This window comes from Candidatus Berkiella aquae (genome assembly GCF_001431295.2).
Classification (GTDB): domain Bacteria; phylum Pseudomonadota; class Gammaproteobacteria; order Berkiellales; family Berkiellaceae; genus Berkiella; species Berkiella aquae.
Window position 1 is genome coordinate 2093747 of sequence record NZ_LKAJ02000001.1, and the last position, 25192, is coordinate 2118938.

A 25192-nucleotide genomic window follows, 5' to 3' on the forward strand; every position below is an offset into this window, starting at 1 on the left:
AACTAATTGATTTGCCGCTTTTTTATTTCTTATCTTAATATTTTATGTTTACCCTTGTGCTACCGACTCGCACAAAATCTTGGTTTAACCATTCCGCATCACCATAATGCAATCTAATGCAACCATGGCTTGCATTGTATCCTGGCACTTGACCACCATGCAGTGCATAACCACCCTTAAAATGCATACAATAAGGCATAGGTGCTCCGCCACGACCTACTGGAAAACGACTCGATTTACAGCCAGGACCTTGTTTTCGATATATTGTATAAGTGCCTGTTACCGTTCTGCATCCTCTTCCAATATCAGGACAGTATTTTTTACCACCGGAGGCGCGTCCCCATCGAACAAGATATCCTGCATCATCATAAGCAGCCCAAGCTAATTTCCCTAAATCTACTTTAATGATATTGCCCGTTGATATTCTTCGAGGAAATGGCGCATAGTCATCATCATAATAGGCACTAGCCGTAGTCGTCATAGCAATGAGTCCTATTGCTATAAATTTTTTCAACATGATAGCCTCCGCAGCTTCATTAAGTTTTTAGTTTCGAAACCGAAGTTGAGACAAGCTACCTAACGCGATAGTTCAGATATTTTTATCAATATTCTTCATCATACTGAGTATATGTACCCAACAAAAATGCTAATATGCACTTTAATATAGCCATATTGAACTTTTACTAAGCATTACTGTCGTTATGAATAAGTAGTAAAAATCTTTAGCAGGTAGCATATGACCACAGCAAATCCCCTGTCTTTGGAACATATGGTAAATAAAGTGCTTAACCCTGCAACATCTGGTAAAGAAGAATTTAATGTTTTTGAAACTCAGTTCATTTTAGAAACACTAAAACACGTTGTTGGGCACGATTTATATAACAATGTCATTAATAAATATCAAATTCAACACATCAATGATCCTGGAAATCATCTCAACGTTAATGATCTGCGTGCATTAATGATTGGTATTTCAACGAATACTTCCGCCAATGATTTGGCCAGCAACCAAGAGCTGCGTAATTTTTTAGAAAATAATCAAGTCAATATTTCTCAATTAGCTAAAGAGCAACGCCAAGAACTTGCAAAGCACATGGATAAAACGGCACTTAAAAAGAAAAATCCTCTCGTCGGATTCTGTTTGAGAGTCGGCAAAGCAATAACCGATGTCGCGGTTAAAGCAAACGATCTTAAAGATGCTTTTGCCGGCGTACAAATCAATAAAGCATTTGAGGAAGATATTAAAACGGTTGCAACCATGCATTATTCCAATACCTATACCGCAGGATACCAAGAGAATGGTATTGCCAAAGGGATATCCTCTCCTGAAATTGCCAATGTTATGACTGAACCAGATGAGCGAAAAAAATTAGCCTCGGGACTTTATCTTGCAACGGATTTAGCTTATAGAAATTTAAATCAAGGTTCTGTGATACCGGTGCTAGATGATGATGGCCAAAATCGCTTATATCGGGTACACAATATTGCCAATGATAAAGGTTTGGTTTGCACTGCCTTAATCCCCTATGAACCTGGTAATCAATTAGATGTGAAAATCCTGTTTCGTGGAACACACAGCGGTGCCTCAGCCAGTGTTGATTTAGAAACAACCGGTGCCGGTAGCAAAACCATGCGCGATAATCGTATTAAACTACTCGATGAAGTCAATAAAATCGTTGGTGATTTGCAAGCTTCACAACCTGGCAGTTCTATCTCACTCTCTATTCAAGGACATAGTTTAGGTGGTGCTTTTGCTGAAAGGTTTACCTCTGAAGTACATCAAGCAATTTATCATGCCAACTCCCAAGGAGGCACTCTTTCTACTGAACAGATACAGCAAGCAGCGCAAAATCAAGATCTTTACCAAGGCGATGATGCGCATCGTGAAAGAACAAAAATGGTAACAAATGTTCAAGAAAGAGTTGCATTAAATAACCGTGAGATGCAGGGAAAGGATTATTCTGCATTATCGAATCTTAGTAAAATTAATACAACGTCCGCTAATTCAGCAAGACTGAATAGCATAGAAGCGTATGTGGGTGAAGGTTTCATTGCACTCAATCAATCATCGCCTTCCGCGCCTCAGCAATCTCTTAATTATTTTAAAGCACGTGGTGATTGGGTATCTCAAGCCGGAATGAAAAATTTAGGTTCTGGATTTGGTCCTAATAGTCAAGTTGATGTTGCTTTGCTGAGAAAACACACCGACTATGGTGTATCAAACATCCATCCAATACTGGGGCATTGTGATCATCCTCTGATGCGATATCATGACAAGAGTGAGCAAGCGCCCCGTTTTGATTATTTGACGAATCATGCCAATGGAGCAGAGTTAAAGAGTGGTTTAACCTCCGGTAGAACCCTTCCTCGGGTTGCCCAAAAACTCTATGGAAAAACCCCACAAGCGATTATTGAACCTATCACTTGGGCAAAAAAACAAATAGCAAAAGTCAGAGGAAAAGATCCAATCATGGTCAAAGGTTTTAATATTCAAACAGAAGCGCAAAAGCAAGAAGCCAAGCAAAATGACCCTACAAAGAGACGGCCTTAATCATTAACCCTTATCCATTTTTAAATAAAATCCTGACGATTTCAGAATTTAAGCTCATTGCAAAGCAGGAAATTATTTAGTCAGCGTATATAATATCGAGCAAATCAACAACAAATTACCCAAAATCTTGCTTTCTTACTTTTGAAAACGTTGATCTATCATCCAACTAAAGTTACGATAGCTCACTCATTATATAGCAGTTTAACTAACATGATTGATGTTGTACTTAATCTAGCACTTCTTGCATATAATGCTTGGGAAGCCACATTTGCTTGCATTGGTGTGATTGGCACCGTGCTTGCCCTTAAAACGATTTGGTTTAATCAAAAGAAGCCTTTACCACTACCGATTAAACTTGGGCTTTCATTATTTTATCTCTTACATATCACTGCTATCTTTTTTGCGACCGGCTTGCTCGGGGAAGCGCTACTTGGCGCAACGATGGCAACCTTGCTTGTTAGTATGACCAGTCTCCTTAGTGATTCATACGACTATATGCAGGAGCGGTATCAAAACTTTAAGCTCACTCGCAAAATTAAAAAGTTACAAAGTGAACTTTCAAGCAATAATATTGCTTTTGAACAAAATAGCCTATTTTTCGAAGATGTCATGGGTCTTCAAGATGAAATTGAAAGTTTAACGCTTCAACAAGAAGAACTTATTTATTTTCTCAGTATTATTGAAAATCAAAGTGAAAACGATCAAACCAATATTCAAACCATCAGAGACATTTCAGCTGCACTTAAAGAAAGATGTGATTCCATTCTAGATGAAAAAGAAGTCATCCGAGATTTTTACAAAGTATCAACTCGATTAAAATTAAGTGAATATCAAATCATTCAAAATACCAGTGCAGAAATTAAAACGCTCAACCAGCGAAAGAATGAGCTTCAAAGGAATCTTTCTTCATCGCGCAATGGAAGGAGTAACGCCTCAAACAATAAGCCAATCAACAAGCAAATCGCTATTCTAGAAGGTAAAATTAAAAAACTTGCCATTATTAACCAACACTTCTATAAAATTAAAAAAGCGGAAGATACTAAAAATGAAATTGAACAAGAGCTTAGGACATTAGATCAAAAATATCAGCAACCTCCCTTTGATGAATATAGTGCAAGTGAAGCTATCGCTCTCAAAGATCTAGAAAGAGATTATTTACATCAAAGATTAATCTCTCTTCATCGATATATTAGTGAAAATACTAACCTTAGCAAAGCTAAAACAACCTCTTCTACGATGATTTTTTCTGAATATCATAAAATAACAGCCCTAGAAAGTTTACCCAATCGAAGAACACTGGTAAGAACGCTTGAAAATCAAACAAGACGTCTTATGCAAATTATCAGAGATAAAGAAAGAGAACTGGCAGAAAAACAAAGATATTTACAACTCATTGCAATCAATCCCAATGAGCAGTTGCCCGATGATATGAACAAAATAATGAATAAGGCCAGAGAACTGATTAAATATCAAAACCGGTTGGCTTTATCGCAGATTGAAAAAAAACAAAAACTCTCTGCTACCCGATATAGTTTGCTTTCAGCAGCACTTGCCATTTTTATGTGTTACACCTCATTTTGGATTGTTTCTGAAATATTTGATAATTTAATGCGGTTCGTGGGGGTTTTAGCGGGGTTAACGAGTATTAGAGGTTTCATACAATTAAGAAATACCCAAAACAAGCTTCAGTCAGAACAGAATCATCAATGGAATTGTTTAGTGCTCGATTGTAAAAATAGAGCCGATCATATCAAGATCCCGCAAGAACAAGCTGGCGTCAAAGTTAAACTATTTTCTCTGATTGATGAAATGGAAAATCTTGACGCCAAGAAAAAATCACCTGCCTCTGCTTCCCCCTTAGAAAAAGCCAAAAAATACCTGCCACGCTTTAGCGCAAGAACAGCCCATTCTCGTCAGGGACAAGGTAAAGAAAACCCCTTACCTTCAACTGCTAAAAAAAAGAGCTTAGGTAGAAGATAGAGCCCTTCTTTACTGCTTTAATCGTGTTACCGATTCCTTTGTCTGCACAGGAAAAGTACTGGTATTTAGTTGCTCATCATTAATTTTTGTTAATTTCATCATCGATAGCACTAGCTTTGATTCAGTAGAAAATGTTTCTGTATTGATTACATCATCAGAGGTTGATAATAAAGCTAGTCGATTATAACGTCTTTGCCGATTAAAACGCTCTTGAATAAGGGGAGAGATTGTATATTCACCCGCTGGAAAATATTTACGTTTTACCACCTGTTGACTTGAAAGCATCTCTTTAAACACACGTTCATCATGCTTTTGGGTAGTACGCAGCCAAATAAGTATCTCACTTTCAGAAAACGTCTTTGAATCTTTTATTTTGGTACAAATTTCTTCTAACGTTAATTGGCTGATGACTGGTAAAATCTCTGATGAATCGAATAAATATTGTAAATACCGCATATCATCACAAAATGTCTTGTCATAGGCTGATTTATTCTTTACCGCCTTATAATCATGTATAAAATTTAAAAGAAACGCTATTTGTGTTCTACGCTCACAAATGATTTTTTCACAATAAGGGTGTATTTTTTCAACGACCAAGGAAGTTAAACTTGCATCATAAAAAGGACAGCAACGGCTTTTGATATTGATTAACTGCTGATAGGTAACTTGCCAGTCTGTTTGTTTATCTTTTGTTGCAGCAGCAATACTCGTTAATAATTCTTGAAACAAGGCTGTTTCTGTTTCATTTTGCAAAGCCAAAACAGTAGGCTGATGTTCAAGTAAAGCACTATAAAAATCTTGCAGTTGGTGTATCAATTGAGTCATAAATTTTTACCTCATTCAATCAATGAAAACGACATACCATTTGAACTATAGCCCAATGATGAATGATAGTAGGTCTGCATCTTTATGCGCTGCATTGCTGACAGTGAAATAATAACCAGCAGTTCGATATGTGAGTAAGAATATTTTTAGGTTACAATATAAACTTCTTAATAACTCAATACACATTTAGAAGTTTACAGAATGAAGACGATTGCAGAGCTTTTAGATTGGGGAACGTTAGAACTTGGTTCGACTGCAATTGTCGCTTATGAAACAAAAATACTGCTTACACATATATTACAATGTGATAACACTTTTCTTTACGACAACCCAGATCATAGCGTTTCAGAAGAATACATTAAACAGTTTTATCGTTACATCGAAAGACGAAAAAGTAATGAACCGTTAGCCTATATTATTGGCAAAAAAGAATTCTATCACTTAGTCTTTGATGTTACATACGATACTTTGATCCCTCGCGCACAAACAGAACTTTTGGTAAAAACTGTATTAGCGCTGCAAAGTGGAGAAAGGGAAATCCTTGATCTTGGCACTGGTTGCGGTGCGATTGGCTGTACATTAGCTTTTCATCATCCTCATTGGAAAGTTACTGGCACCGATATCAGTGCAAAAGCTTTAGAAGTTGCACAAAAAAATGCAGATACACTACAACTTAAAAACATCAGCTTTATTGAAAGCGATTGGTTTGACGCACTAAACGGTAAACAATTTGACCTGATTGTAAGCAATCCACCTTATATTAGAGCACAAGATGTTGCCCATCTATTTGGCAAAACTCTCTTTGAGCCTCGTGTATCTTTAAGCTGGGGACAAACAGGCTTTGAAGTATTCGAATTAATAGTAAGCCAATGCATTCCCTATTTAAAACCAAGGGGGATAATTGCATTAGAACATGGCTATGATCAAGCAGAAAAACTGCAATTCCTTCTGGGCAAAGATTTTCAACATATCAATACAGTGTCTGATTCCGCAGGAAATGCGCGCTTAACTTATGGCTATCGTAAAGAGTAATTTAATGCGACTATCGTGGATGCTCTGATTTTCTTCCTTCTTCTTGAAAATCATTATCACGAGATTGTTGGGGTTCAGTTTGATTTAGTTTCGAATGTTCTTTCGTTTCTTTGAGTAATGCATCATGCATTGATTCATGATGCGCATGAACGACAGAAGATTCTAATGGCAGTATATTATGCGAAGGTTCAGCCTTCATTACATCAGAGACCACTTTTTTAGCATCCTCTTTTTGCTTTTTTAATTCATATTCAACTTGTCTTTTGTGTGAATCATCATCCAGACCCGGAACAACTCCCTCATTAATATTCTTCTTTGCCTGTGCCATTTTCATGTTACCTTTGAGTTCTTTGCGAACAAGATCGACACTATTAAGCGCACTGGCAGCAACTAACCCTGTACTAATTGCACCTAATACGACTGTTGCCGTTGCTGCGGCAGGCGCTGCCGGGGATGCAATTGCTGGAATCAGTATCGTCGTTGCTAAGCTTGCCAAGGCGACAATCGATGCAAGCCCAACATTTAATAAACGTCGTGGAACGCTTTTTTCTAAATAATTTAACCTTTCCTTTTTGCCCATAACATTAAAGGTGTTGCTATAGCGTTCTTTAAAATCTTTTTGTAGCTTGTTCTCATCTTCTTTTGCTTTATCATGAATTTCAGTATCATTAGCTGCGCCAAATAATCTTTGCAACGAACGTGCTTTTGCTGATTTGCCAATTTTCTTGAGCTTGGCTGACAAGCCTGTTTTCTGATCAACTTTATTTGCTGCTTTGGCTATTAAATCATATTTATTATGATTGACTTGAATTTGAGGGGCCCGAAATTGCTGGCCAAATTGACTAGAAAATTGTTGTAAACTATTGAGCTGGTGTTCATCTATCGATTTAATTAACAGATTGATTTCTGCCAGTTCTTTCTGCTCCTTTCCGGTTGGATGAGCTAATTTTTGCAATCTTTCCCTTTCTTCAAATAATGGCGAATTTTGATATTGATTAACAACCACATCCAGTTTACTTAATTCTGTAATAACTTTTTGTGCGACATGATGTATGGGAGAGCCTGCATAGGCAAAATTATCTTGAAATTGATTCAGCGATACCTTACTGTCACTTGGATCATTCTTAAAAGCAAGAATAAATTCCTTTAGTTTTGCAAGTAATTTTTCTTTGTCTGCCTGTTCCATGCCAAAATCTTGATGTGCAATATTTGTCTGCAAGGCATGCAGTGCGCTATAAACAGCTCTAGGCTGTTGATAAAAACTAATAGCGTCATTTAATTTTTCTTCATCCTTAATGTAGGTCATGAGACGAATTTTACGGCTATCGTCTTGAATTTTAAGCTGATCGATAGAATTATTATTCAAATAGTGTTGCCCAATTCTTAGATATAAGTCGTTTAATTCTCTTTTAGGCACTTTTTTACGTTCCAACATGGCGATCATTTCATTTTTAATCTCCAGTGGAAGATCCTGTGAATAAATGTTTTCTTGTGAGGATTTATGCGTTTCAATGGCCTTTAACAAAGATTTAGGTAGATTCATTTCTTTTACAGCATCACAATCCTTTTTATATTGATTTAACTGGGCATTAATTTTTTCACTGCCTTCCATCAAACTTTTTTTCATTCCTTGTGGAATATATTGTGTATCAAACTCAAGATTATCAAGTTCACCTCTTGAAAATTTTTCTATTGCTTGATTTACTGTTTCTACCAACCGTTCTCTATCTTCAAATGGGAGCTGACTAGTCGTAATAATGTTTTGGCGTAATGCATAGAGTTCAAGATAGAGATCATTTTGACCTTTGATAGAATTAAGAACGGCAGTTTTTTTATCTTCAGTGAGATTCACTTTGTCAATTTTCGAAGCTAAAGCTTTATAGCTAATCAATTCTTTACGTAGATTATTTCTTTCTGCCCGTTCTTCTAAGTAAGTACCCACGTTTCTGACGACACAGACAACCGAAGCCGCAAATAAGAAGGGAGGAAGCAATGTTGCCGCACCCGCAATCAGTGCAACCACTGCAGGTACCCCTATCGCTATACTTAAACCATAACCAATGGATGGGAAAATCTTCTGCCTAGTCTTTAAATTAGGGTTTTTCAAAATATTGTAAAGCTCAACCCCCCCAGCAAAACTCACTGCTGCGGCAATTCCTTCGCCACAAACCTTGGCAATTGCCAAAAGGCCATCTTTTACACGAAGATCGGCAATATTGTTAAAAGCTTCCTTAATTTTCTCCCAAAAGGTTCTTTTGTCGCCGGCGCTCATATACCCCAACTACTCAAAATTTTCACTTATTTATTATGACTGCGTTTTAGATAGAGAGTTCGCTTTTAAAATAGTGTAAATACGCCACTACCTAGCATATCGGCTGTTGAGATCACCCTGTCTTACGCCTTTTCTGTATGTAATGGATGATTAATTGGATGAGCGCAATAAGCAAAAAAGTGATAAAACTTGCTACGGCATAAAAAATAACAAGGGCTATCAATGCCATCCCAGCCATAGGATCGGGTGAGGTATGAACCGAGTATATGAGAAGTAAAGGTCCCCAAAGACCTAACAATAAGCTAAGCACTATGGTTGTTTTAGCGTTTCTGATAAAACTCGAAAGAAGATAAATGAAATCGCCCAAAATGATTAAGGGCAAAATATAAAATACAACCTTATATAAAAGAGAGCGATAAGGGCTTGCATCTGGAAGTGATGGTTTTCCTGCACTTAAAAAGAACCACACAAAATAGCAAGCTAATAATATTGTAGAAAAGACAATAAAACGTTTTAAAGTAGCTTTTCTCATATGCAATTCCGTAGAACGCGCATTACTGAATCAATCTTAGTTCAAAGAAGTCTTTAAGTACCTGAGAGAGCTGCTGATATATATACGCGATGCCTAACAAATCAAAACTACATGTATAAGCACTGATTGAATATTTTAATATTGCCAAAAAAGTAAGTTGGCTATATAATACCGAAACTCAACAATCCCTGTGCACTAGGAATATTTCCGATGACTGCCTATTTCGCTTACGGTTCGAATCTTGATGCTGCTCAAATGCAAGAACGCGTTGGATGTAGCACTCAAGCAACACCAGCTCAATTAGTCGGTTATAAACTTGTATTTGATAAATTCTCTCTGAATAGAAAGTGTGGTGTTGCTAATTTACGCTACACTGGCTTTGAAACCGATATCGTAGAAGGCGCTGTTTATCAGTTAAATGCTGAACAGCTTACCATGTTAGATCGATTTGAAGGATATAACCCATCTAAACCGAGCCGTTTTGGTTATCAAAGACAAAATGTCACATTAAGGGATGGCAGTATTGCAGAAAGTTATATCGTTCCACACACATATTTATCCTTACCTTTATCGCCTTCTGTTCCCTATCTGCAACACCTATTAAAAGGAATAAATGCCTTTACCCCAGACTATTATGGCGCTCTCTTTAGGTTGAAAGTCAAAGAAGGAGGTCAATTAAGAGATCATCTGCCTCAAGAATATCTTGAGCACTGTATTGAATGCGGAAAGCAAATTGGGATCCTGTATGCCTTAGAAAAGAAGGCCTCTTTAACGACCGAAATGATAAACCTGATTCATTCTGAAAATTATCAAAAGGATAACCCACGAGCCGTTGCAGCATTACAGCCCTATCTCGAAGCTAAACCGCAAGCCGTGGCATCATTTTAATAAATGAATCAGTAATTTAAAGTTTAATTACTTTCTTGATTTGATTTACTAATTGCCACAAAGTGTTTTTCTAATTCTTTTATTTGTTCATCAGAAAGCTCATCAAGATCGATGAGTGAATTATGCGCTAATTTATGAACTCTAATTAATTCATCTAATTTTAATTGAAGTGCTTTGGTATCACGATTTTGTGTATTCTGAATAATAAAAACGATCAAAAAAGTGATAATCGTTGTTGTGGTATTAATAATAAGTTGCCAGGTATCTGAAAATCCAAAAAATGGGCCCGACACAATCCAAGCTAATACTAAAAGCAGCATTGCGACAAATACCCATGCATTCCCTACAAAATCAGAAACTTTTTGGGCAAACCGATGAAAAAAATTAGGTTTATTGTCAGCTTTATCTTTCATTTTATACACTTATTCAATTAGATTGATAAATGCTCGCTTATTTCATAACTATAGACCATTAGCTATTAAGTAATGGCAGTTAAGCTCAACTTTTAGAAAAAATGTGTGTATCAACAAATATTATCAATTTATCAAGCTTTACCTTAATCAATGCAACATGGATTTTTTTAATCGTTTTAAGGCATCTATCATGCATATACGAACCGATTGTCAAGGACTTCTTGCTGATGCAATATAGTTTACTTTATTATTCAGAGGCATATTGCAATTTAAATTTAAAAATTCAGTATTTTTCTTATATCGAGTTCATCATTTATTTTTATAAAATAACATTTTAAGCACAGCGGTATGCAATGAATCTTTTTTGAGATACAGGATATAATATGGATGTAATATTAGTTTATTTATTTGCAACAGTAGACCTTCTCCTTGTTGAATATCCATTCATCACAATCTGTTTAGTTGCATTAGTCAGTACCGCTATTGCAAGCAAAATTTTCAATAATAAGCCTGCGAATAAGCAGCTTTTGCAGCAACTCGAAAATACATTAAAGTGTTTTGAAACTTATGGTTGCTCAGATGCTCCCCGCTTCCCACTTTGTATAGCACAAGATAAGCGAAATGAGATTCTAACACGCTATGCAAATATACCTGCACACAAATTGAGATATGAAGCCGAAGCAAATAAAAGTGCAGCCATTGCACCCGGTAAACATTATAATGATTTCTTAATCAAAAAATTAGCACTGCTTATTGATAAAGCAAATTCCGGCTGTTGTACAACACTTGCTATTTGTGCTGTGCATAAGCTTCTTAAGTTGATAGATGAAGATTTGCCTGGTCATCGGATTGAGATGGTGACTAGCTCTCATGGCATGGGATCACATTGTTTTATTATTTTTAATAGAGCCGGCATAGAGAATCTAGATCTCATTGGAGATGAGCCAAACATATCTGCTTGGGGAACCAATTTTCTTATTATTGATCCTTGGGCTCAATCACTTGGTCATGGCAGTGGTGTTTATACCCATGAAAATTATCCCTTTCAATATTATTTGACTAATTTGACCCAAACTTATGACAGTTGGGTTGATCATCAAATCCCCACAACCTCTCTAAGTCGATCATCGATAGTTTGAATATTATCTAGGAATCGAATATAAAATTTACTTTATATCTATAAACTTACATAATATTAGCCATGAAGAAAATTTTATTTATCTGTAGCCATAACAAATTACGCAGCCCCACAGCAGAAGCCCTATTTTCTGATTATCCCAACTTGGAAGTTCGTTCGGCAGGCCTCAAAAATGATGCTGATATTTCTTTAGGGCAAGAAGATGTCATGTGGGCTGACACTATTTTTGTAATGGAAAAAGCCCATCTAACGAAATTAAAAACAAAATTCAGAAGCCTACTGAAAAATCAAAAGGTGATTTGTTTAGATATACCTGATAAATATGCTTATATGGATGAAGCGTTAATAAAAATATTAAAGAATAAAGTACCGCCCTACCTTAAATAGCTCGATGCTTTTGAATGACTTTGATTATCCCGCTGCTTATGTACCCACACCTAAAAAGTGATTGATTTTAGGTCAGTTAGCTTGATAATATTGAGAGGTCAAACAAACAATTTCGGGGGAAATAAATGTTTAACTTCTTAACTTTTCTTGGATTAGGTGGTAATGCAGCAAATTTAGCGGGTGATGCACTCAATGTCGTCAAAAATGCTAATGATGCAACCAATTCTAAATTAGATAAAAAGAAGCGAGTTAAGGCTCGTCAAAACTTCATCGAAAACATGGTGAATGTAGGGGCACCTCTTGCAGCTGGTGCTGTCACTGGCGCGGTCGCCTCCCCTGCAGGGGCAATTCCTGCCGCTCAAATGACCCAATCGCTGGTTAAGTCTACTGGAATAGGTAAACTTTTAGGTAAAATATTCCATCCTGTTCTTGCACCTTTTGCCAATTTGCTTGGATTTTTTAAGCGAAAAATCAAAGACACCATTGGATTAGATATTGGCAAATGGCTTAATTTTGGCGTTAAGGTTGCACAACCTGTCATAGGTGCAGGGAAAGTTCTGAATGGTGGTGGCAATAACGCTTTATCTCATTTAGGCAACAATCCTTTAACAGACATTTCTAGTGTCTTTGCAAGCCGGACTATAACACATAGCGCGAAGCGCACCATTCCTCCCCTTGGTAGCGCACGTATCAAGATTGATACAAAACCAAAGCCAAGCTATCAAGCAACCAATAAAGTAAAATATAGGTTTTAACGGTAGCATAAAAGACACTTAAAAAGTGAAGGGTCAAGCAATAAAACTTGACCCTTTCATCTTCTAATAATTAATCTTTATGAATTTTGTCTGTGAGTTTGTCTAATTGATCAGCAAGATTATCACGGCCCTCATCAATAACCTCTTGGGTTTTATCTAAACCATCGGTTACTTTATTGCCGATTTCTTCATTGCTAAGACCGCCAGCAATCATAAATAATTGGTCTAATTTTAATATCTTCATAGGTTTATCTCCTTGATTCTATTAATTTTTAGAGACCGTTTTTTAAAACAGTCCTCTCAATCCCACCACGTGAGATTATGCTGTCAACTCAACAAAGCTGCCTCCCCCTTAATTTAGCTATTCTCTAATTCTACGTTCGGAAATTCTTTATGAAATTTCTCTTCGACTATATGTGTTTTTTTGTTGCCTTTTTCAATCATGGCATTCCCCTTTTTAATATCTGTTTTACCAGCTTGGATCAGTTTTTCACCTTTTTTAATTTTGCTTTCACCATCGTGTACGCGTTTTTCGCCTTTACGAATTAGCTTATCACCATCGATCCATTGTGCACCTAGGATTTCAGTTGTTTCACCTTGGGATAGCATCTGTTCTCCAAGAGAAGGGGCATGTGAACAAGCAGACAATCCAAAAATAGCGCCTAAAAGCAGTGTTCGAATCGTTAATTTTCTCATAATGTCATCCCCTATTAGATAGTTTCTATTTGTAAGTACTTTTTTGTTTTATCAAATTTCTGATTCAGTGTCACACATTTTCCCTATTTAGATAAGTTGGAATTCAAGTTAGCTGCGATATGCAGAGATGAAATCATACATTTACTCTTATCTACTCTAGGTCAGACCTCACCAGAGTCTATTTGCAAGAGTTTGTTCAGTTAATCTCACTTTAAATATGTTGCTACATCTTGCAAAAATGGTTACGGTCTGGTACTTATGACCCACTTTTTCATTATTTTCTATTACATAAGAAACATCATGTGTCGTTTTGCTTATTTAGTCTTTTTAATTATTACGACAACTTCAATGCCGGTTATGTCTCATGACAAAACGAGTGAATTATTCATCTATGAACGCTATCCATACACTGCAACACCAATTCCGTTTAAAAATGACATTCAAAAACTTCAAGAAGATATACTATCAGTTAAACAGAATGGAACTCCAAATAGCCACTTTGCGGTGCCCTCCACTAAAATAAGGCTCTTCCCAGAAAAAGTGCCAAATTTAGTAAATCAAAAATATATACCTATTCCTAAACAGGAACTAGTGACTATTGAAAATGCACTCGAGCGAAATTTGCAACTGTAGAATATAAGGGGTCAGATACAAGATATACCGACTGAGGTATCCCCACAAATATTACTAGATAGTATCATCATTGCGAGCAGAAGCCGCTGCATAGGTTGAAAAAACAACAAAATTACACGACTGAAGCGAAGCAATCCATGTGAGTATATTTCTTACGGAACTCTGTAAGATAAATACTCAGATGGATTGCCACGCAAAAGACGTTATGGCTTATCATTTTTTTACGTTTTCCCCGCGTCTTTTGCTCGCAATGACGAAAAAATTTCGTGGGTATACCGATGACCTTTCTTACTTAACGCAATCTAACTCCTTTTATTTTTGTACTCTTACTTTCGTACTTCCAGTATCTACAAAATTTTCATTCAACCATTTCGCATCATCCGTAAAAAGACGCACGCACCCGTGACTGGCATGAAATCCTGGTACGGTCGGCGAACCATGCATCGCATAAGGACCTTTAAAATGCATACAATATGGCATTGGCGCGCCACCTCTGGGTATTGGATATTTGCTTGAAACACAGCCATTCCCTTGTTTTCGATAAAAAGTAAACGTTCCTGTGATAGTGGAAGATGATTTCCCTCCTGATATGGGCCCCCACTTCACTAATGTTCCATCTGAATCATAAGCCGCCCAAGCTAAATCACTTAAATCAACCTTAATAAGCTCTTCACCGTTCGTTGCCGTATTTTGTGGAAAAGGCGAATATTTTAAAAATTCGACAGAATCAATGGATTTATCTTTGGGAACCGCAATGATTAATCCTGGACGAACCTGGATATTCATCCTATTGATCTTTTTTACAAAGCTGCGATTCTCTGGATCTGGGAACATTGATTCCCAAGTTTCCCCCTTTTTCACCTTATAACAATCATAAAGCTCTGAATTAGTACAAATAGTTTTGGCATATTCTGCATGTATTATAGGAGAGAATAAAGATAAGCTAATGACAGTTAACGTACCAAAGGTAAGAATTGCTTTCATATTTCCCTCTTTTTTCTTAATGGTGCAGGTATGACCATTCGATAAAAAAGAGAGTTCCCTTTCTGTTGAGAGTTTATCCCAAATACCTGTTCATTATTTCAGGTGGCGGATAACTGAATGACTTATATGATCATCTAAATACCCGCCGTCTATCCTTTAAACTTGATAAGTTATTATATTATCTACAGACACATCATTTTTAGCCGATGAAGATTTTTCTAATTTTTTCATCAATCTATATTTTTTCATTAGCGACTCATGCATTGTTTTTGGCACAGAATAAATTTCAATAAAAAATCTTCTAAATGATTCGTTATTTTCAAGGGCAGAAGCCGTAACAAAAAAATCATTTTCTGTTAGATTTTTATTTTCTTTTAACAGCCAATAATGAACGAAGGTATCAAACGTAGCATCATATAATTTATCAAGTTCTTTTGAATACTTTTTAAGTTCAGGATGTAAATCTATCATCATTGATATTTCTTCTGTTTTTCTATTTTGTGCCCATTTGTCATAAGCAACAACAGAATTTCCTTTTAATCCATCCATTAGCATGAGCATTTTTAATACGTTATCATCTTTGTATTTTTTTCCAAAATGATTATGCTTCAAGTATTTTGGCGGCCGGTGTGTTTTGCCGTTCGCATAATCTTTCAATAACTTAATATTTTTGCCAAACCGTTGTTTTTCTTCTTTCCCTCTATTCTCACCAGAAAGAAACATTTTATAATAAGCATTGAAACATCTATTTATCGAGGAGTTTTCAAAATGCTTGGTGATTGTTCTTAATTCTTCATCGCTGTAGTTTTCTATCAGCGCCTTCGCTACTTCTTTTCTAATATCATCAACGTATACCTCTTTCACTATATCCATAAATTCAATAACAGATTTTTTTTCATCTTGGGAACTTGTCATTGATGATGCTGATTGTATGATAACTTCTATAGCAAGGTTATCTAGATTTACTTTTTCAACAAGCTGCTCAGCAATTGCTAATGAATCATATCTGCTTGCATATGCACTTAAAGTAAAAACCAGGAATATGAACATCGATAATAACTTAGTCAATTTTTTCATTTTAACGACTCAATAAAAAATGAAATATTTTAATTACCATGCTCATCAAACGCAAAGAAATACTGATAAATACTGATAAATTCAGAATATTTTATTATGGATCAGATATTCATCGTAATGCCTATTCTAATGTGCCATTACAGTGCTCTCTTGTCATACAAACGAGAATATTGCGAAAAATTCTAATAAGTTGATCACCTGTCTAGTGTTGCTATTTGTTCGCTAGTTTGTATAATGCCTTTCTTTTGAATAGCAACTTAGGTTTTGTTATGGAAGAATCCGCTATTATTTCTATTTTATGTGAAGCATCAACCTTTCCACCCATAGCAGTCACCAACTCTCAAGCACTGATTACTGAGCCCCTTGTAGTAGATTCCTCGCATCATCCTGATGCAATCAACGCTTTGTCTTCCATTATTGATGAATCGTTAGATAACCAAGCGTTCAATGTGCAACCAACATTCTCTCAACAAGAGAATGAATTTTTGGATCTTATAGCGGATTTAATGCCAAATCTATTTGAGCCTCAGATGGCAACTAAAGAAACTGATGCAACAATCCTTGAAGAAGAAAATATTCTTGCTGAAAAAATCATATCTTCGCAAGATTGTAATGAAGCATCGTACGCTCAACATGACAATGAATGTCAAATTGATGCAGAGCCACCTAGTGTTGGAAATAGTTTATATGGCACCCCCTGTTCAACAGAGGATGTTAAAAGACTGATAGCTGAAACGAAACATTACAGTGACTTTGAAAAGATTGAAGCGGTCAACAACTTTTTTAATCTGATGCCTTATTATTCTGATCTCGATCACTGGGGTGTTGAAGATTATTGGGCAACACCGCATGAATTCATTCAGTCAGGAGGCGGCGATTGCGAAGATTATGCCCTTGCTAAATTTCATACATTGATAGAAATGGGAATACCAGAAGACAAACTATTTCTTACTTATGTCTTTGCACCTACAGCTCATATGGTTTTAAGCTTTTATCCAACCCCAAACAGTAGTCCACTGATATTAGACAATTGTTCAGATCGTATACTGCCATTAAACAATTTACCCTATGAACCCGTCTTTAGTATTAACAGTTTAGGAATTTGGAATACGAATTCTTGGGGCTTACATTCAAGGTATTCTGATGCAAATTACTCAATACAATGGAAAGAATATCAAACAAGACTCAAAGTTGAGAGTATGAGGGGTTAGGCGTATACCGATGACCCTACTTAGATTAAATGAAGTGCAATAAAATCATCTTTGACTAACCAATTTTACTAAGCATTTTTCTTATTACCTCTCTTGTCATATTTAGATAACATCATTTCAATGAATGTTCATCCAAGATAAGAAGCAATATGATTTTAGGCACAAGCACAAACACCACAAAAGATGCTAATACAATCGCTTTTTTTAAAATAATCCAAGAGCCTCTAACCAATGAAAGCACAGAGGCATTACAGCAATTAATTGTCGAAGGCATTCATCTTCATGCCAACGATAGTCACGGCTATACCCCACTTGAACGAGCAAGACAGATTGATAACATTGCTATCGTTCAACGATTACTCGATGCTTGGATAATGAGTAATGCACAAAATCATAACAGTACCCCTCTACATTGGGCAATACAACATTTCCCTCAAATGGTTCCATGGCTTTTAGAGAGAAGAATAAACATTGATGCTCAAGATAATCAGGGCAATACTGCGTTGCACGAAGCGATGCTACAAAATAGCACTGATATTGCTCAATTATTGCTAGAGAAAGGCGCAATCATTAATATTCTAAACAAGCTGGGTAAAAGCCCTCTCATGATTGCGATAGGTACTTACTTTCATCAACCTGACGATTTACAGAAAATAATGTTAACTATCCTAAATAAAATTATTAAAGCTGATAGATTTAAATATTTGCAGGAAGATCTTGGCACAGATTGGAAATCGGTACCAACATTAGAAGCAACAGCATCCAAAATATTGACGACCAATCCGAAGCATATCGTTTCCCTATTTGCAATTATTGAACACCACCATTTTAACGCAACGAAGCTAACACCTCCTTTATTAACTGAACGACTATTATGTTTTTTAGACACTCCCACAGAGGCTATCGATGAACCTTTATCGTCTTCTACTTGTTTGCTAACAAGCGCATCAACAAATTCCTCGACAAGTACGCAAATCCATGATTTAAGCACTCAAGTCGCTAATATGGATATTTTCTCATTTAGACGACCTTATATGCGCATAGGATAAACCTTATAAGGGGGCAGGTATACCTGCCCCTTTTCACTAAAATTAGATCACCAAACTATTTCTAAATTTTTCAAACAAAACGGACATTCTATCAGCTTGATTAGGCTCACTTCCTTTTTGCCCAACAGCACCAAGTGCGGGTAAATAGGTTTTCGATTTGTCCAATATCTCTGAGGTAGATTCTACGACGGGTTGCAAACTTGTTGTTGCAAATTGAAAAGTGCGGCCATTAAACGTAAAAGGCACATCCGCTTCTAATGTAAATTCGTCTGGAATAGCTAAGGTTCCTTCATATACAGAAAATAAACGCTGCACCTCTTTTTGAATAAATTTAGCAAGAATACGTGGTCGACGTAATTTTTCTAAGTGCGCTTTAACATCATCAAAGTCTTCAATTTTTTCTAGATGGGTATGATGAACACCTGACTGCACGGCCCATTGTTCAAGCATCGTTCTGTTATAAGTTCCAAACCCCATCGAAAACACACTGGGTACTTTATTCGCGCCTTCAGAGTGAAGTTTCTGCATATTTTCTTTGTATTCCTGCAGGAAAGCTTCATCTTCCTTTTGAGCGCGTTCTAAATCCGCATATCTATCAAATAGATTCTCATCGTTAAACCCATCCGTGAAGACAATGACAGATTCAGTATATCCTTGATATTGATCAGACGTTAACTCATGTAATTCAGTACGAACGGTTTCATATAAGCGGGTACATCCACCAACCTGTAATGTTTTTAGATGTGTAAAAATGTTATCTAAATCTTCTTGAGCATTATCGGTTAATAAAAATTCTTTAACTTGACTTTTGCTGCCAAAATCAACCACACGAAGAATATCGCCTTTTGAACAACTTGAAATATATTCTTGAAGAAAAGCTTTTACGCGTTCAATAAGTTCGGGAAAATCTTCTTCCATGCTCGTACTACGATCAAGAATGAGTGATAATAAATTATTTGGTTTAACGAGACTATCTTTAGGTAAACAAATCGGAGTAGCTCGATTATTCTTTATTTGCAGAATAAAGCCTTCTTCAAAAATATCAATTAAATAAGATAACAAAGTTCGCCTATCAAATGACATTTTCCATTTTTTAGATAGTTGTTTCTCTTGAGGCAGTTCCTCCATCCTTAATTCAGGTACAGGAGGAAAAATGAGGTCGATCAATGCTCCATAGCGGATTACAATCTCATGTTGACCTATCTTTGGATTAGCTTCAATTTTGAAAATATCTTCAAATTCTGGCTCTAATTTCAGGCTAGATTGATGAGCTTTATTAAGCCCGAGTTTAGGCCCTTCTAGAAAAGCCTTTTTCATGCCGTGAATACCACCGCCAACCATTGCTGCTGTTAAAATTTCAAGTTGACCTTTTGCAATAGTCTCAAAACCTGAACCATCATCGATAGGGATCCGTATTACTTTCGTGCATTTATTGTCATGACTTGACAATTCTTCTTGGGTTAAACCTGTTTTGCTCAGAACTCTGAATAAATCATCTGAAAAAATTCGATTCAAAATATCCAAACCTGTCATGCGCGAAAAATCTATTTTTGGATTGATGCCAACAATCGGTTTGGGGGAAGAAAATTCTACTATTTCATTGATAACATATTTTAAACTTCGACGAGCAACATCTGGGGTACTTAAGGTTTGATGGATTGCTAATAAGAGCATAAGATCTGAACTCATAATCTCAATCATTTGCTCATTGACTTGAACCTCAAAATCACCCATCGTTTTTCCTAATTCAGGCAAAAACGCATCAAATAATATTTTCAAAGCTTTTTGATCATCAATATGAGTTGAAGCAACACCCTTAACTGCCATCGTGTTTTTCCTTACATTATTTATGGTAAGAGAATTTAACTTATCCATGTTAAAAAGCAATCAATTTTAAAAATAAATAAAGATAATGTGTAGTTACATATAAATTGGATTTCCATCTATAGAAGTGTAACTACACAGCTATGGAAAGGTTATAATAGTGGTGCAAAACGTTTTTATGAAAGACACGGATTTTTAGCAATCGATTTTGATAATAGAAACCATGCAGGCACCCATGACAAAAGCGCTTTTAAGATATGCAACCACCGATGATATCCATGATATTGCTAAGGTATATTTGAGATCCCGAAAAGAATTGGTTGCCTTTGCTCCTTTAGCACACTCAGATGACAACATTCATGAATGGGTTCGTAATACACTGCTTCCCAATGAACAGGTCATTGTTGCCGAAAAAAATGTCATCATCATTGGAATGATGTCTTTAACTAGTGAAGATGAAAAAAAATGGATTAAGCAACTCTATATTCATCCTGATTCAGTTGGTCAAGGTGTCGGCACATTAATGATAAAAAAAGCAAAATCCATTTTAGGTTCTCCAATTTACCTCTATACGTTTGAGAAAAATATTGGTGCAAAACGTTTTTATGAAAAACACGGATTTTTAGCAATCGATTTTGATGATGGCTCGGGCAATGAAGAACATTGCCCCGCTATACTCTATAGATGGATAGAATAACTGGTGTATAAATAAGACATAAGATTGTTGTAAATGATTAACTTAATCGAGAGACGCCAAACCCGTCTCTCGAATAGAATCTTGGATAAGTTTTATATTGAATCCGCAATATCATTCGGATAAAAAATATAAGTGGCTGGAACATCGAAATAAGCCAGAGCAGTTTCACAATATATACAAGCTAAAAATCCGATACCAGCTCCTAATGCTAAGTAAGGGCTCGTAACACCTATCCCATAGGCAATCAATAAAGTGGGTGGTACTACCAATAAAGAGGTTAAGGCACCTTCTTTGACAGCAATATCTAAATGATTGTAACCAGGATTGTTTATACCGCCAGCGATTTCCTTGATTTCATTTGCACTCAGTATTTTCATTTTTACCTCTATTAATAATGTGCTGTGTTCGTAAGCTGAAGTGGCCATAAATAAGAAAGAGCTACGTCATCATCAAAACAGCCTGTCCTTCGCTAATATACTTAGGCACTTTAAGCTTCTTGTGGCATGAGAATTTTATTCACCATATTAGCATCAGGTTTCATTAATTGAAGAAATTTGCTTTTATTCAAATCATCTTTAACTGCTCTGGCTGCTCCTTGAAAATCACGAAATAAAGTTGAAGCTGATATAAAATGCGATTCACATAATTCCAACAATTTTACAGCCTCCATGACAGGAACTGTTACTTTCTTTATGTAATTGTCAGGTAACATTCTCGGAAATTCATCATGAAATCTACTTCCATTAAAAGGTTTATTAACTTCTGCCGATTGCCTAAGGAGAGTAAAACATCCTTCTTGATTCGCAATATTTTTGTTATAACCACTTGGAACTCTAACTATTTCCAATGCAGGAAAATGAATTTTATTCTCAATATTTAAAATCCAAACAGCTAATCTTTTCTTTTTCAATTCATCAAAATTGCCAGGGCTGGTAATTTTGTTAATGTTATCTATAGCATCTGAAGCAGCAAAATAAATTGCAACATATGAATATTTGCTCCAATCAAGAAGTTTCGTAGGTAATCCATAATGTTGAGCTATCGCCATTAACTCATAGAGATCAGGATGAGGCCACAGGTAAGCATTATGTAGATAATTATTTAACATTCTACTAGAGTTAAAATGGATTTCTCTGAATTGATGTGAATCACCCGGCAAGGGAATGCCTATTTTGTCGCAGTATTCCAAGAATTTTCTAAAACTATCAAGCTCTGAAGATATTTGCTGATAAGCAGTAGGGATCTTCGAATTAAATTCAATTATAGGATTGTTATGCTCTCTAAATACAGAGGGTTCAAGCGGCCAGCCGGCATCTCTTTGTCCTCTGTATATTAAATTATAAGGTTCTGGAAACATTGGTTTAGTAGGAGATAATATATCCCAAAATTCTTCTGCTTTATCTACGTTAATTTCCTGCACTGAATTCATTTTCTATCTCGTGTAAAGCTCTAGAGCACTAAAAAACTTCTTAGTAAATACGTGCCCATACTGTTTTGCATAAGTAAACAACTTGTTTTTGTCAAACTCATTGGCTTGCACAAATAATAGTGTAGTTACATAAAAGGTTTTATTTTTAACCCTGCTAGAAGAAAAAAGGATCAAGTATTCTGTTGACTGCTTTTATTCTCATATTGCGGAATTATTCTTTTGGCGGTTTCTGGCTTAAAGCTTACTGTTTTTGCATTTCCCTTGTCTTCAAGTGTTATATATACATTGCTTTGAGGATTAGCTAAATCTAAACCATAATCGATGATCTTTACATTTTCTTTTAGTCCAGCTTTTGATGCTGGGCTATTCTTCACAAGTGAGCGAATTCTTTTTTCTTTGACAAGGGATTTCAAATTAAAACCAACATCAGGAATTTCGATGGTTTGATTTTTTAACTTTACCTCATTTGAAAATAAAGTAGGAGAAAGTGAGATTATCTTACCCGACTGGATCATGGCAGCCGTTTCATCCCAAATATCCTTACCAACATGTTTTCTAAATATGGCATCTAAATTCACATCTGAAGCATTCTCAAGAATTTCCTGCAGTGCAGTATCTATTGGTTTTCTAAATTGACCTCGATGATCTAGCTTATTAAGCATTTCCATAAATAAAATATGCCCTCTAAACATAACCAATCTTCCTGCTGGATTTCTCAATTTAAATGCTGCAGCAATCTCTTGATTGTTAGATTCCCTGAAGGGAGATGTCATATATTCTTTTAACAATTTATTATAATATTCAAGATAATCCTGCTTTGAAATCATTCCGGTCTCAAGTGCAAGTTGCCATCCATAAAAATCATTCACACCTTCAAAGAACCATTGTTTATCACCTTGAGGTCTGGAAATTCTAATTTTATTACCTAACCACGCATGGAATAACTCATGTGAAATTAACCCAAATAAAATAGGTTTATTCTTTGGTTTACCATCTGTGATAACCATGCTCAATACATTTTCATATAAAGAGCCTACAACACCAGATTCTCCCTCAGGTAATTTATTGTCATAGAAAATTAAAACAAAATGAGGGAAATGGTGATCTTCTAAAACATCTCTTTGAAGACTAATAATTTTATGCAAATAATCTATCAGTTCATTTACATCAAACATAGCCCATTTTCCATTCATAAGAATATGGACAGGTTTTTCTTTTATGAATATGGTTCTAATATCTATATTTCCACCTGCTATAATCGATCGGCTTAGCTGTTCGACAGAGGTTTCTATTTCATATTCTCTTTTATTTATATTGTGATTGGTTGCGATTGAAAAATTCTTTGGAAAATTATTCAGCTGAATCTTAATTTTATAAACTGTTTCTAAATCAACATCAGGGACAGCTAATAATTTTTCTGCTGCAAAATGAAAAAATTCCTCTTCTATAATAGGACGTTCATTATCTCTGATGGGATTATCTACGCATATTTGATAATTTGCTTCCATGTCCACATTGGGTTTTAATGAGACTAAAATAGTTCTATTTTCAAGCAATGTATAAGAAATATTGCCTTCATTTGCTTTGAGTGAAAAATTATTTACATATTCGGGAAACTTAATTTTAATGGTTTCATTTTGATTGCCTCTTATACCAGCTGATATATCAAGACAATTTGATTGCGCCCCACCTAAATAGTTTATTTTATAAATAAGATCATGGATTTGGCTTGTTTTTGTATAGCCAATTGGAGAGTGGAGAATAATCCCTATGATTAAAGATCTTAACATCCAGTTAATTTTCAAGATTTTCTCCAGTCTAAATTAAAACCGATGAGTAATCGAAGCTCCCATCCCAGTCACTCCATTGATCGTATCAGCAGTTACGTAAGTACCCGCTGTTGTATTGTTTGTGATAGGGAATGATCCAATAACTGCACCGCCAGCTACGTTTCCATTGCCGCTAATGATAACTGGCCCAGAAGGGGGTGTGAATTGTGGATCTTGTGTGGTTTCATTGTAGCCACCACAGATTAATGAAAGCAAATCTGTTGAAATGATAGAACACTCAGAAATCTTACTTTGCATCATGATATCTCCATATAAACATATAGCGAAAATAGATTTACACCATTCATCATCAAAGCACAATGTTTTCTCAATAATAAACACCATTGACATATATTCATTATTTTTACTTAATTTCACAGTTGCCATTAGAATCATCACTCAAAGATATGGCATAATTCTTAACTCTATTTATTAATCTGAAAAATCCTGAGGAAAATATGGACATTCTCGATCAAGATTTACTTTCTATGGTCTCAGCTGGCAATGCTATCTTTATAGCTATTGGTGCGGGTGTTTCAACTTATGTAGGTACCGCTACAATAATTAATGCAACACAAACTTTAAATCAGTTTGGTCATGCCCTTGGTGAACAAATTTTTAATGCAACTCAGCCAGATCAACTTGGGCAGATGGTTTATCCAGCAAACATTGTTATAGAAAATTCAGCGTCAAAATAAATAATGTTGTTTTCTAATGATCATGTAGCAGCCTTCTTGCTACATGATCACCTAGCTTAAAAACATATCTTTTGAAACATTTACGATTAAGTCAGTGCTTGCCAATAAAACTGGGTTGAATACCAAAGAGCAACAAGAGTATGAATGCTAAATAATCCTATCAACGTCATACGCATTTTAGATGATTTAAGCTTTGGATTTTGATTAGTAAAACCATAAAACCACGGTTTTCGTTTTAGCCCTAATAATATAAAAACGAGGATGGGATATGTTGTGACAATCAAATTCATAT

The 25192-nt window shown here is 35.8% G+C and carries 27 protein-coding genes; 12 read left to right on the plus strand and 15 right to left on the minus strand.

What is annotated here, in order from left to right:
* Positions 1 to 34 precede the first annotated feature (34 nt).
* On the minus strand, positions 35 to 517 hold the full coding sequence (locus HT99x_RS09280) for a L,D-transpeptidase family protein (protein ID WP_075067503.1): 483 nt from the start codon (positions 515 to 517) through the stop codon (positions 35 to 37).
* Between the two features lie 219 nt (positions 518 to 736).
* On the opposite strand from HT99x_RS09280, the gene HT99x_RS09285 reads away from it, so the two are divergent.
* A complete protein-coding gene (locus HT99x_RS09285) occupies positions 737 to 2551 on the plus strand; it encodes a hypothetical protein (protein WP_075067502.1) in 1815 nt (604 codons plus the stop codon).
* Positions 2552 to 2761: 210 nt separating this feature from the next.
* On the plus strand, positions 2762 to 4531 hold the full coding sequence (locus HT99x_RS09290) for a hypothetical protein (protein ID WP_075067501.1): 1770 nt from the start codon (positions 2762 to 2764) through the stop codon (positions 4529 to 4531).
* A gap of 9 nt (positions 4532 to 4540) precedes the next feature.
* On the opposite strand, the gene HT99x_RS09295 is transcribed toward HT99x_RS09290, so the two are convergent.
* Entirely contained in the window at positions 4541 to 5356 is an 816-nt protein-coding gene (locus HT99x_RS09295) for a hypothetical protein (RefSeq protein ID WP_075067500.1), read from the minus strand.
* 201 nt (positions 5357 to 5557) lie between these two features.
* On the opposite strand from HT99x_RS09295, the gene prmC reads away from it, so the two are divergent.
* Positions 5558 to 6388, plus strand: coding sequence for a peptide chain release factor N(5)-glutamine methyltransferase (gene prmC, locus HT99x_RS09300; RefSeq protein ID WP_075067499.1), 831 nt, complete (start codon positions 5558 to 5560; stop codon positions 6386 to 6388).
* A gap of 10 nt (positions 6389 to 6398) precedes the next feature.
* Here the strand turns inward: prmC and HT99x_RS09305 are convergent, their stop codons facing one another.
* Entirely contained in the window at positions 6399 to 8660 is a 2262-nt protein-coding gene (locus HT99x_RS09305) for a hypothetical protein (RefSeq protein WP_075067498.1), read from the minus strand.
* Between the two features lie 112 nt (positions 8661 to 8772).
* Positions 8773 to 9192 carry a hypothetical protein gene (locus HT99x_RS09310; RefSeq protein WP_075067497.1) on the minus strand — a complete coding sequence of 140 codons (420 nt, stop codon included), beginning with the start codon at positions 9190 to 9192 and terminating at the stop codon, positions 8773 to 8775.
* Positions 9193 to 9402: 210 nt separating this feature from the next.
* Between HT99x_RS09310 and HT99x_RS09315 the strand changes: the two genes are divergently transcribed.
* On the plus strand, positions 9403 to 10080 hold the full coding sequence (locus HT99x_RS09315) for a gamma-glutamylcyclotransferase (protein WP_075067496.1): 678 nt from the start codon (positions 9403 to 9405) through the stop codon (positions 10078 to 10080).
* A gap of 23 nt (positions 10081 to 10103) precedes the next feature.
* On the opposite strand, the gene HT99x_RS09320 is transcribed toward HT99x_RS09315, so the two are convergent.
* Complete coding sequence (locus tag HT99x_RS09320) at positions 10104 to 10493, minus strand: low affinity iron permease family protein (RefSeq protein ID WP_075067495.1); 390 nt, start codon at positions 10491 to 10493, stop codon at positions 10104 to 10106.
* A 383-nt stretch (positions 10494 to 10876) separates the two neighbouring features.
* Between HT99x_RS09320 and HT99x_RS09325 the strand changes: the two genes are divergently transcribed.
* From HT99x_RS09325 to HT99x_RS09335, 3 genes are all read left to right on the plus strand, one after another.
* Positions 10877 to 11632, plus strand: coding sequence for a hypothetical protein (locus HT99x_RS09325; RefSeq protein ID WP_075067494.1), 756 nt, complete (start codon positions 10877 to 10879; stop codon positions 11630 to 11632).
* A 62-nt stretch (positions 11633 to 11694) separates the two neighbouring features.
* The gene (locus tag HT99x_RS09330) at positions 11695 to 12018 is read left to right on the plus strand and encodes an arsenate reductase/protein-tyrosine-phosphatase family protein (protein ID WP_075067493.1); all 324 of its coding nucleotides are present in this window, start codon (positions 11695 to 11697) and stop codon (positions 12016 to 12018) included.
* Between the two features lie 125 nt (positions 12019 to 12143).
* On the plus strand, positions 12144 to 12773 hold the full coding sequence (locus tag HT99x_RS09335) for a hypothetical protein (RefSeq protein WP_075067492.1): 630 nt from the start codon (positions 12144 to 12146) through the stop codon (positions 12771 to 12773).
* Positions 12774 to 12843: 70 nt separating this feature from the next.
* Here the strand turns inward: HT99x_RS09335 and HT99x_RS09340 are convergent, their stop codons facing one another.
* Both HT99x_RS09340 and HT99x_RS09345 read right to left on the minus strand, forming a co-directional pair.
* Entirely contained in the window at positions 12844 to 13017 is a 174-nt protein-coding gene (locus HT99x_RS09340; RefSeq protein WP_158003422.1) for a hypothetical protein, read from the minus strand.
* 113 nt (positions 13018 to 13130) lie between these two features.
* Positions 13131 to 13469: a hypothetical protein gene (locus HT99x_RS09345; RefSeq protein WP_075067491.1), complete on the minus strand. Its 339-nt coding sequence runs from the start codon at positions 13467 to 13469 to the stop codon at positions 13131 to 13133.
* A 300-nt stretch (positions 13470 to 13769) separates the two neighbouring features.
* Here HT99x_RS09345 and HT99x_RS09350 point away from each other — a divergent pair, with 300 nt between their 5' ends.
* On the plus strand, positions 13770 to 14102 hold the full coding sequence (locus HT99x_RS09350; protein ID WP_075067490.1) for a hypothetical protein: 333 nt from the start codon (positions 13770 to 13772) through the stop codon (positions 14100 to 14102).
* 312 nt (positions 14103 to 14414) lie between these two features.
* Here HT99x_RS09350 and HT99x_RS09355 read toward each other — a convergent pair whose 3' ends face one another.
* Both HT99x_RS09355 and HT99x_RS09360 read right to left on the minus strand, forming a co-directional pair.
* On the minus strand, positions 14415 to 15086 hold the full coding sequence (locus tag HT99x_RS09355) for a L,D-transpeptidase family protein (protein WP_075067489.1): 672 nt from the start codon (positions 15084 to 15086) through the stop codon (positions 14415 to 14417).
* A 156-nt stretch (positions 15087 to 15242) separates the two neighbouring features.
* Positions 15243 to 16163: a DUF2059 domain-containing protein gene (locus HT99x_RS09360; protein WP_075067488.1), complete on the minus strand. Its 921-nt coding sequence runs from the start codon at positions 16161 to 16163 to the stop codon at positions 15243 to 15245.
* Positions 16164 to 16432: 269 nt separating this feature from the next.
* Here HT99x_RS09360 and HT99x_RS09365 point away from each other — a divergent pair, with 269 nt between their 5' ends.
* A complete protein-coding gene (locus HT99x_RS09365; RefSeq protein WP_075067487.1) occupies positions 16433 to 17374 on the plus strand; it encodes a transglutaminase-like cysteine peptidase in 942 nt (313 codons plus the stop codon).
* Between the two features lie 149 nt (positions 17375 to 17523).
* Positions 17524 to 18423 carry an ankyrin repeat domain-containing protein gene (locus HT99x_RS09370; RefSeq protein WP_075067486.1) on the plus strand — a complete coding sequence of 300 codons (900 nt, stop codon included), beginning with the start codon at positions 17524 to 17526 and terminating at the stop codon, positions 18421 to 18423.
* A gap of 42 nt (positions 18424 to 18465) precedes the next feature.
* Here the strand turns inward: HT99x_RS09370 and HT99x_RS09375 are convergent, their stop codons facing one another.
* A complete protein-coding gene (locus HT99x_RS09375) occupies positions 18466 to 20250 on the minus strand; it encodes a VWA domain-containing protein (RefSeq protein ID WP_075067485.1) in 1785 nt (594 codons plus the stop codon).
* 232 nt (positions 20251 to 20482) lie between these two features.
* Between HT99x_RS09375 and HT99x_RS09380 the strand changes: the two genes are divergently transcribed.
* Positions 20483 to 20944: a GNAT family N-acetyltransferase gene (locus HT99x_RS09380; RefSeq protein WP_075067484.1), complete on the plus strand. Its 462-nt coding sequence runs from the start codon at positions 20483 to 20485 to the stop codon at positions 20942 to 20944.
* Between the two features lie 92 nt (positions 20945 to 21036).
* On the opposite strand, the gene HT99x_RS09385 is transcribed toward HT99x_RS09380, so the two are convergent.
* The 4 genes from HT99x_RS09385 to HT99x_RS09400 all read right to left on the minus strand — a co-directional run bounded on the left by HT99x_RS09385 (position 21037) and on the right by HT99x_RS09400 (position 24589).
* On the minus strand, positions 21037 to 21321 hold the full coding sequence (locus HT99x_RS09385) for a hypothetical protein (protein ID WP_075067483.1): 285 nt from the start codon (positions 21319 to 21321) through the stop codon (positions 21037 to 21039).
* Positions 21322 to 21431: 110 nt separating this feature from the next.
* Positions 21432 to 22373: an FRG domain-containing protein gene (locus tag HT99x_RS09390; RefSeq protein WP_075067482.1), complete on the minus strand. Its 942-nt coding sequence runs from the start codon at positions 22371 to 22373 to the stop codon at positions 21432 to 21434.
* Positions 22374 to 22543: 170 nt separating this feature from the next.
* Positions 22544 to 24178 carry a M61 family metallopeptidase gene (locus tag HT99x_RS09395; protein ID WP_139016649.1) on the minus strand — a complete coding sequence of 545 codons (1635 nt, stop codon included), beginning with the start codon at positions 24176 to 24178 and terminating at the stop codon, positions 22544 to 22546.
* A gap of 18 nt (positions 24179 to 24196) precedes the next feature.
* Entirely contained in the window at positions 24197 to 24589 is a 393-nt protein-coding gene (locus tag HT99x_RS09400; protein ID WP_075067480.1) for a hypothetical protein, read from the minus strand.
* Positions 24590 to 24660: 71 nt separating this feature from the next.
* Here HT99x_RS09400 and HT99x_RS09405 point away from each other — a divergent pair, with 71 nt between their 5' ends.
* A complete protein-coding gene (locus HT99x_RS09405; protein ID WP_075067479.1) occupies positions 24661 to 24900 on the plus strand; it encodes a hypothetical protein in 240 nt (79 codons plus the stop codon).
* A gap of 86 nt (positions 24901 to 24986) precedes the next feature.
* Here the strand turns inward: HT99x_RS09405 and HT99x_RS09410 are convergent, their stop codons facing one another.
* The gene (locus HT99x_RS09410) at positions 24987 to 25190 is read right to left on the minus strand and encodes a hypothetical protein (RefSeq protein ID WP_075067478.1); all 204 of its coding nucleotides are present in this window, start codon (positions 25188 to 25190) and stop codon (positions 24987 to 24989) included.
* Between the last annotated feature and the right edge of the window lie 2 nt (positions 25191 to 25192).

Excerpts from the sequence above, each read along its gene's own strand:
- HT99x_RS09280 (WP_075067503.1), bottom strand. The coding sequence starts at position 517 with ATGTTGAAAAAATTTATAGCAATAGGACTCATTGCTATGACGACTACG.
- HT99x_RS09320 (WP_075067495.1), bottom strand. The coding sequence starts at position 10,493 with ATGAAAGATAAAGCTGACAATAAACCTAATTTTTTTCATCGGTTTGCC.
- HT99x_RS09360 (WP_075067488.1), bottom strand. The coding sequence starts at position 16,163 with ATGAAAAAATTGACTAAGTTATTATCGATGTTCATATTCCTGGTTTTT.
- HT99x_RS09385 (WP_075067483.1), bottom strand. The coding sequence starts at position 21,321 with ATGAAAATACTGAGTGCAAATGAAATCAAGGAAATCGCTGGCGGTATA.
- HT99x_RS09370 (WP_075067486.1), top strand. The coding sequence starts at position 17,524 with ATGATTTTAGGCACAAGCACAAACACCACAAAAGATGCTAATACAATC.
- HT99x_RS09315 (WP_075067496.1), top strand. The coding sequence starts at position 9,403 with ATGACTGCCTATTTCGCTTACGGTTCGAATCTTGATGCTGCTCAAATG.
- HT99x_RS09350 (WP_075067490.1), top strand. The coding sequence starts at position 13,770 with ATGTGTCGTTTTGCTTATTTAGTCTTTTTAATTATTACGACAACTTCA.
- HT99x_RS09335 (WP_075067492.1), top strand. The coding sequence starts at position 12,144 with ATGTTTAACTTCTTAACTTTTCTTGGATTAGGTGGTAATGCAGCAAAT.
- HT99x_RS09325 (WP_075067494.1), top strand. The coding sequence starts at position 10,877 with ATGGATGTAATATTAGTTTATTTATTTGCAACAGTAGACCTTCTCCTT.
- HT99x_RS09375 (WP_075067485.1), bottom strand. The coding sequence starts at position 20,250 with ATGGCAGTTAAGGGTGTTGCTTCAACTCATATTGATGATCAAAAAGCT.
- HT99x_RS09330 (WP_075067493.1), top strand. The coding sequence starts at position 11,695 with ATGAAGAAAATTTTATTTATCTGTAGCCATAACAAATTACGCAGCCCC.
- HT99x_RS09405 (WP_075067479.1), top strand. The coding sequence starts at position 24,661 with ATGGACATTCTCGATCAAGATTTACTTTCTATGGTCTCAGCTGGCAAT.
- HT99x_RS09310 (WP_075067497.1), bottom strand. The coding sequence starts at position 9,192 with ATGAGAAAAGCTACTTTAAAACGTTTTATTGTCTTTTCTACAATATTA.
- HT99x_RS09345 (WP_075067491.1), bottom strand. The coding sequence starts at position 13,469 with ATGAGAAAATTAACGATTCGAACACTGCTTTTAGGCGCTATTTTTGGA.
- HT99x_RS09365 (WP_075067487.1), top strand. The coding sequence starts at position 16,433 with ATGGAAGAATCCGCTATTATTTCTATTTTATGTGAAGCATCAACCTTT.
- HT99x_RS09340 (WP_158003422.1), bottom strand. The coding sequence starts at position 13,017 with ATGAAGATATTAAAATTAGACCAATTATTTATGATTGCTGGCGGTCTT.
- HT99x_RS09285 (WP_075067502.1), top strand. The coding sequence starts at position 737 with ATGACCACAGCAAATCCCCTGTCTTTGGAACATATGGTAAATAAAGTG.
- HT99x_RS09400 (WP_075067480.1), bottom strand. The coding sequence starts at position 24,589 with ATGGCAACTGTGAAATTAAGTAAAAATAATGAATATATGTCAATGGTG.
- HT99x_RS09410 (WP_075067478.1), bottom strand. The coding sequence starts at position 25,190 with ATGAATTTGATTGTCACAACATATCCCATCCTCGTTTTTATATTATTA.
- HT99x_RS09380 (WP_075067484.1), top strand. The coding sequence starts at position 20,483 with ATGACAAAAGCGCTTTTAAGATATGCAACCACCGATGATATCCATGAT.
- HT99x_RS09295 (WP_075067500.1), bottom strand. The coding sequence starts at position 5,356 with ATGACTCAATTGATACACCAACTGCAAGATTTTTATAGTGCTTTACTT.
- HT99x_RS09305 (WP_075067498.1), bottom strand. The coding sequence starts at position 8,660 with ATGAGCGCCGGCGACAAAAGAACCTTTTGGGAGAAAATTAAGGAAGCT.
- HT99x_RS09390 (WP_075067482.1), bottom strand. The coding sequence starts at position 22,373 with ATGAATTCAGTGCAGGAAATTAACGTAGATAAAGCAGAAGAATTTTGG.
- prmC (WP_075067499.1), top strand. The coding sequence starts at position 5,558 with ATGAAGACGATTGCAGAGCTTTTAGATTGGGGAACGTTAGAACTTGGT.
- HT99x_RS09290 (WP_075067501.1), top strand. The coding sequence starts at position 2,762 with ATGATTGATGTTGTACTTAATCTAGCACTTCTTGCATATAATGCTTGG.
- HT99x_RS09355 (WP_075067489.1), bottom strand. The coding sequence starts at position 15,086 with ATGAAAGCAATTCTTACCTTTGGTACGTTAACTGTCATTAGCTTATCT.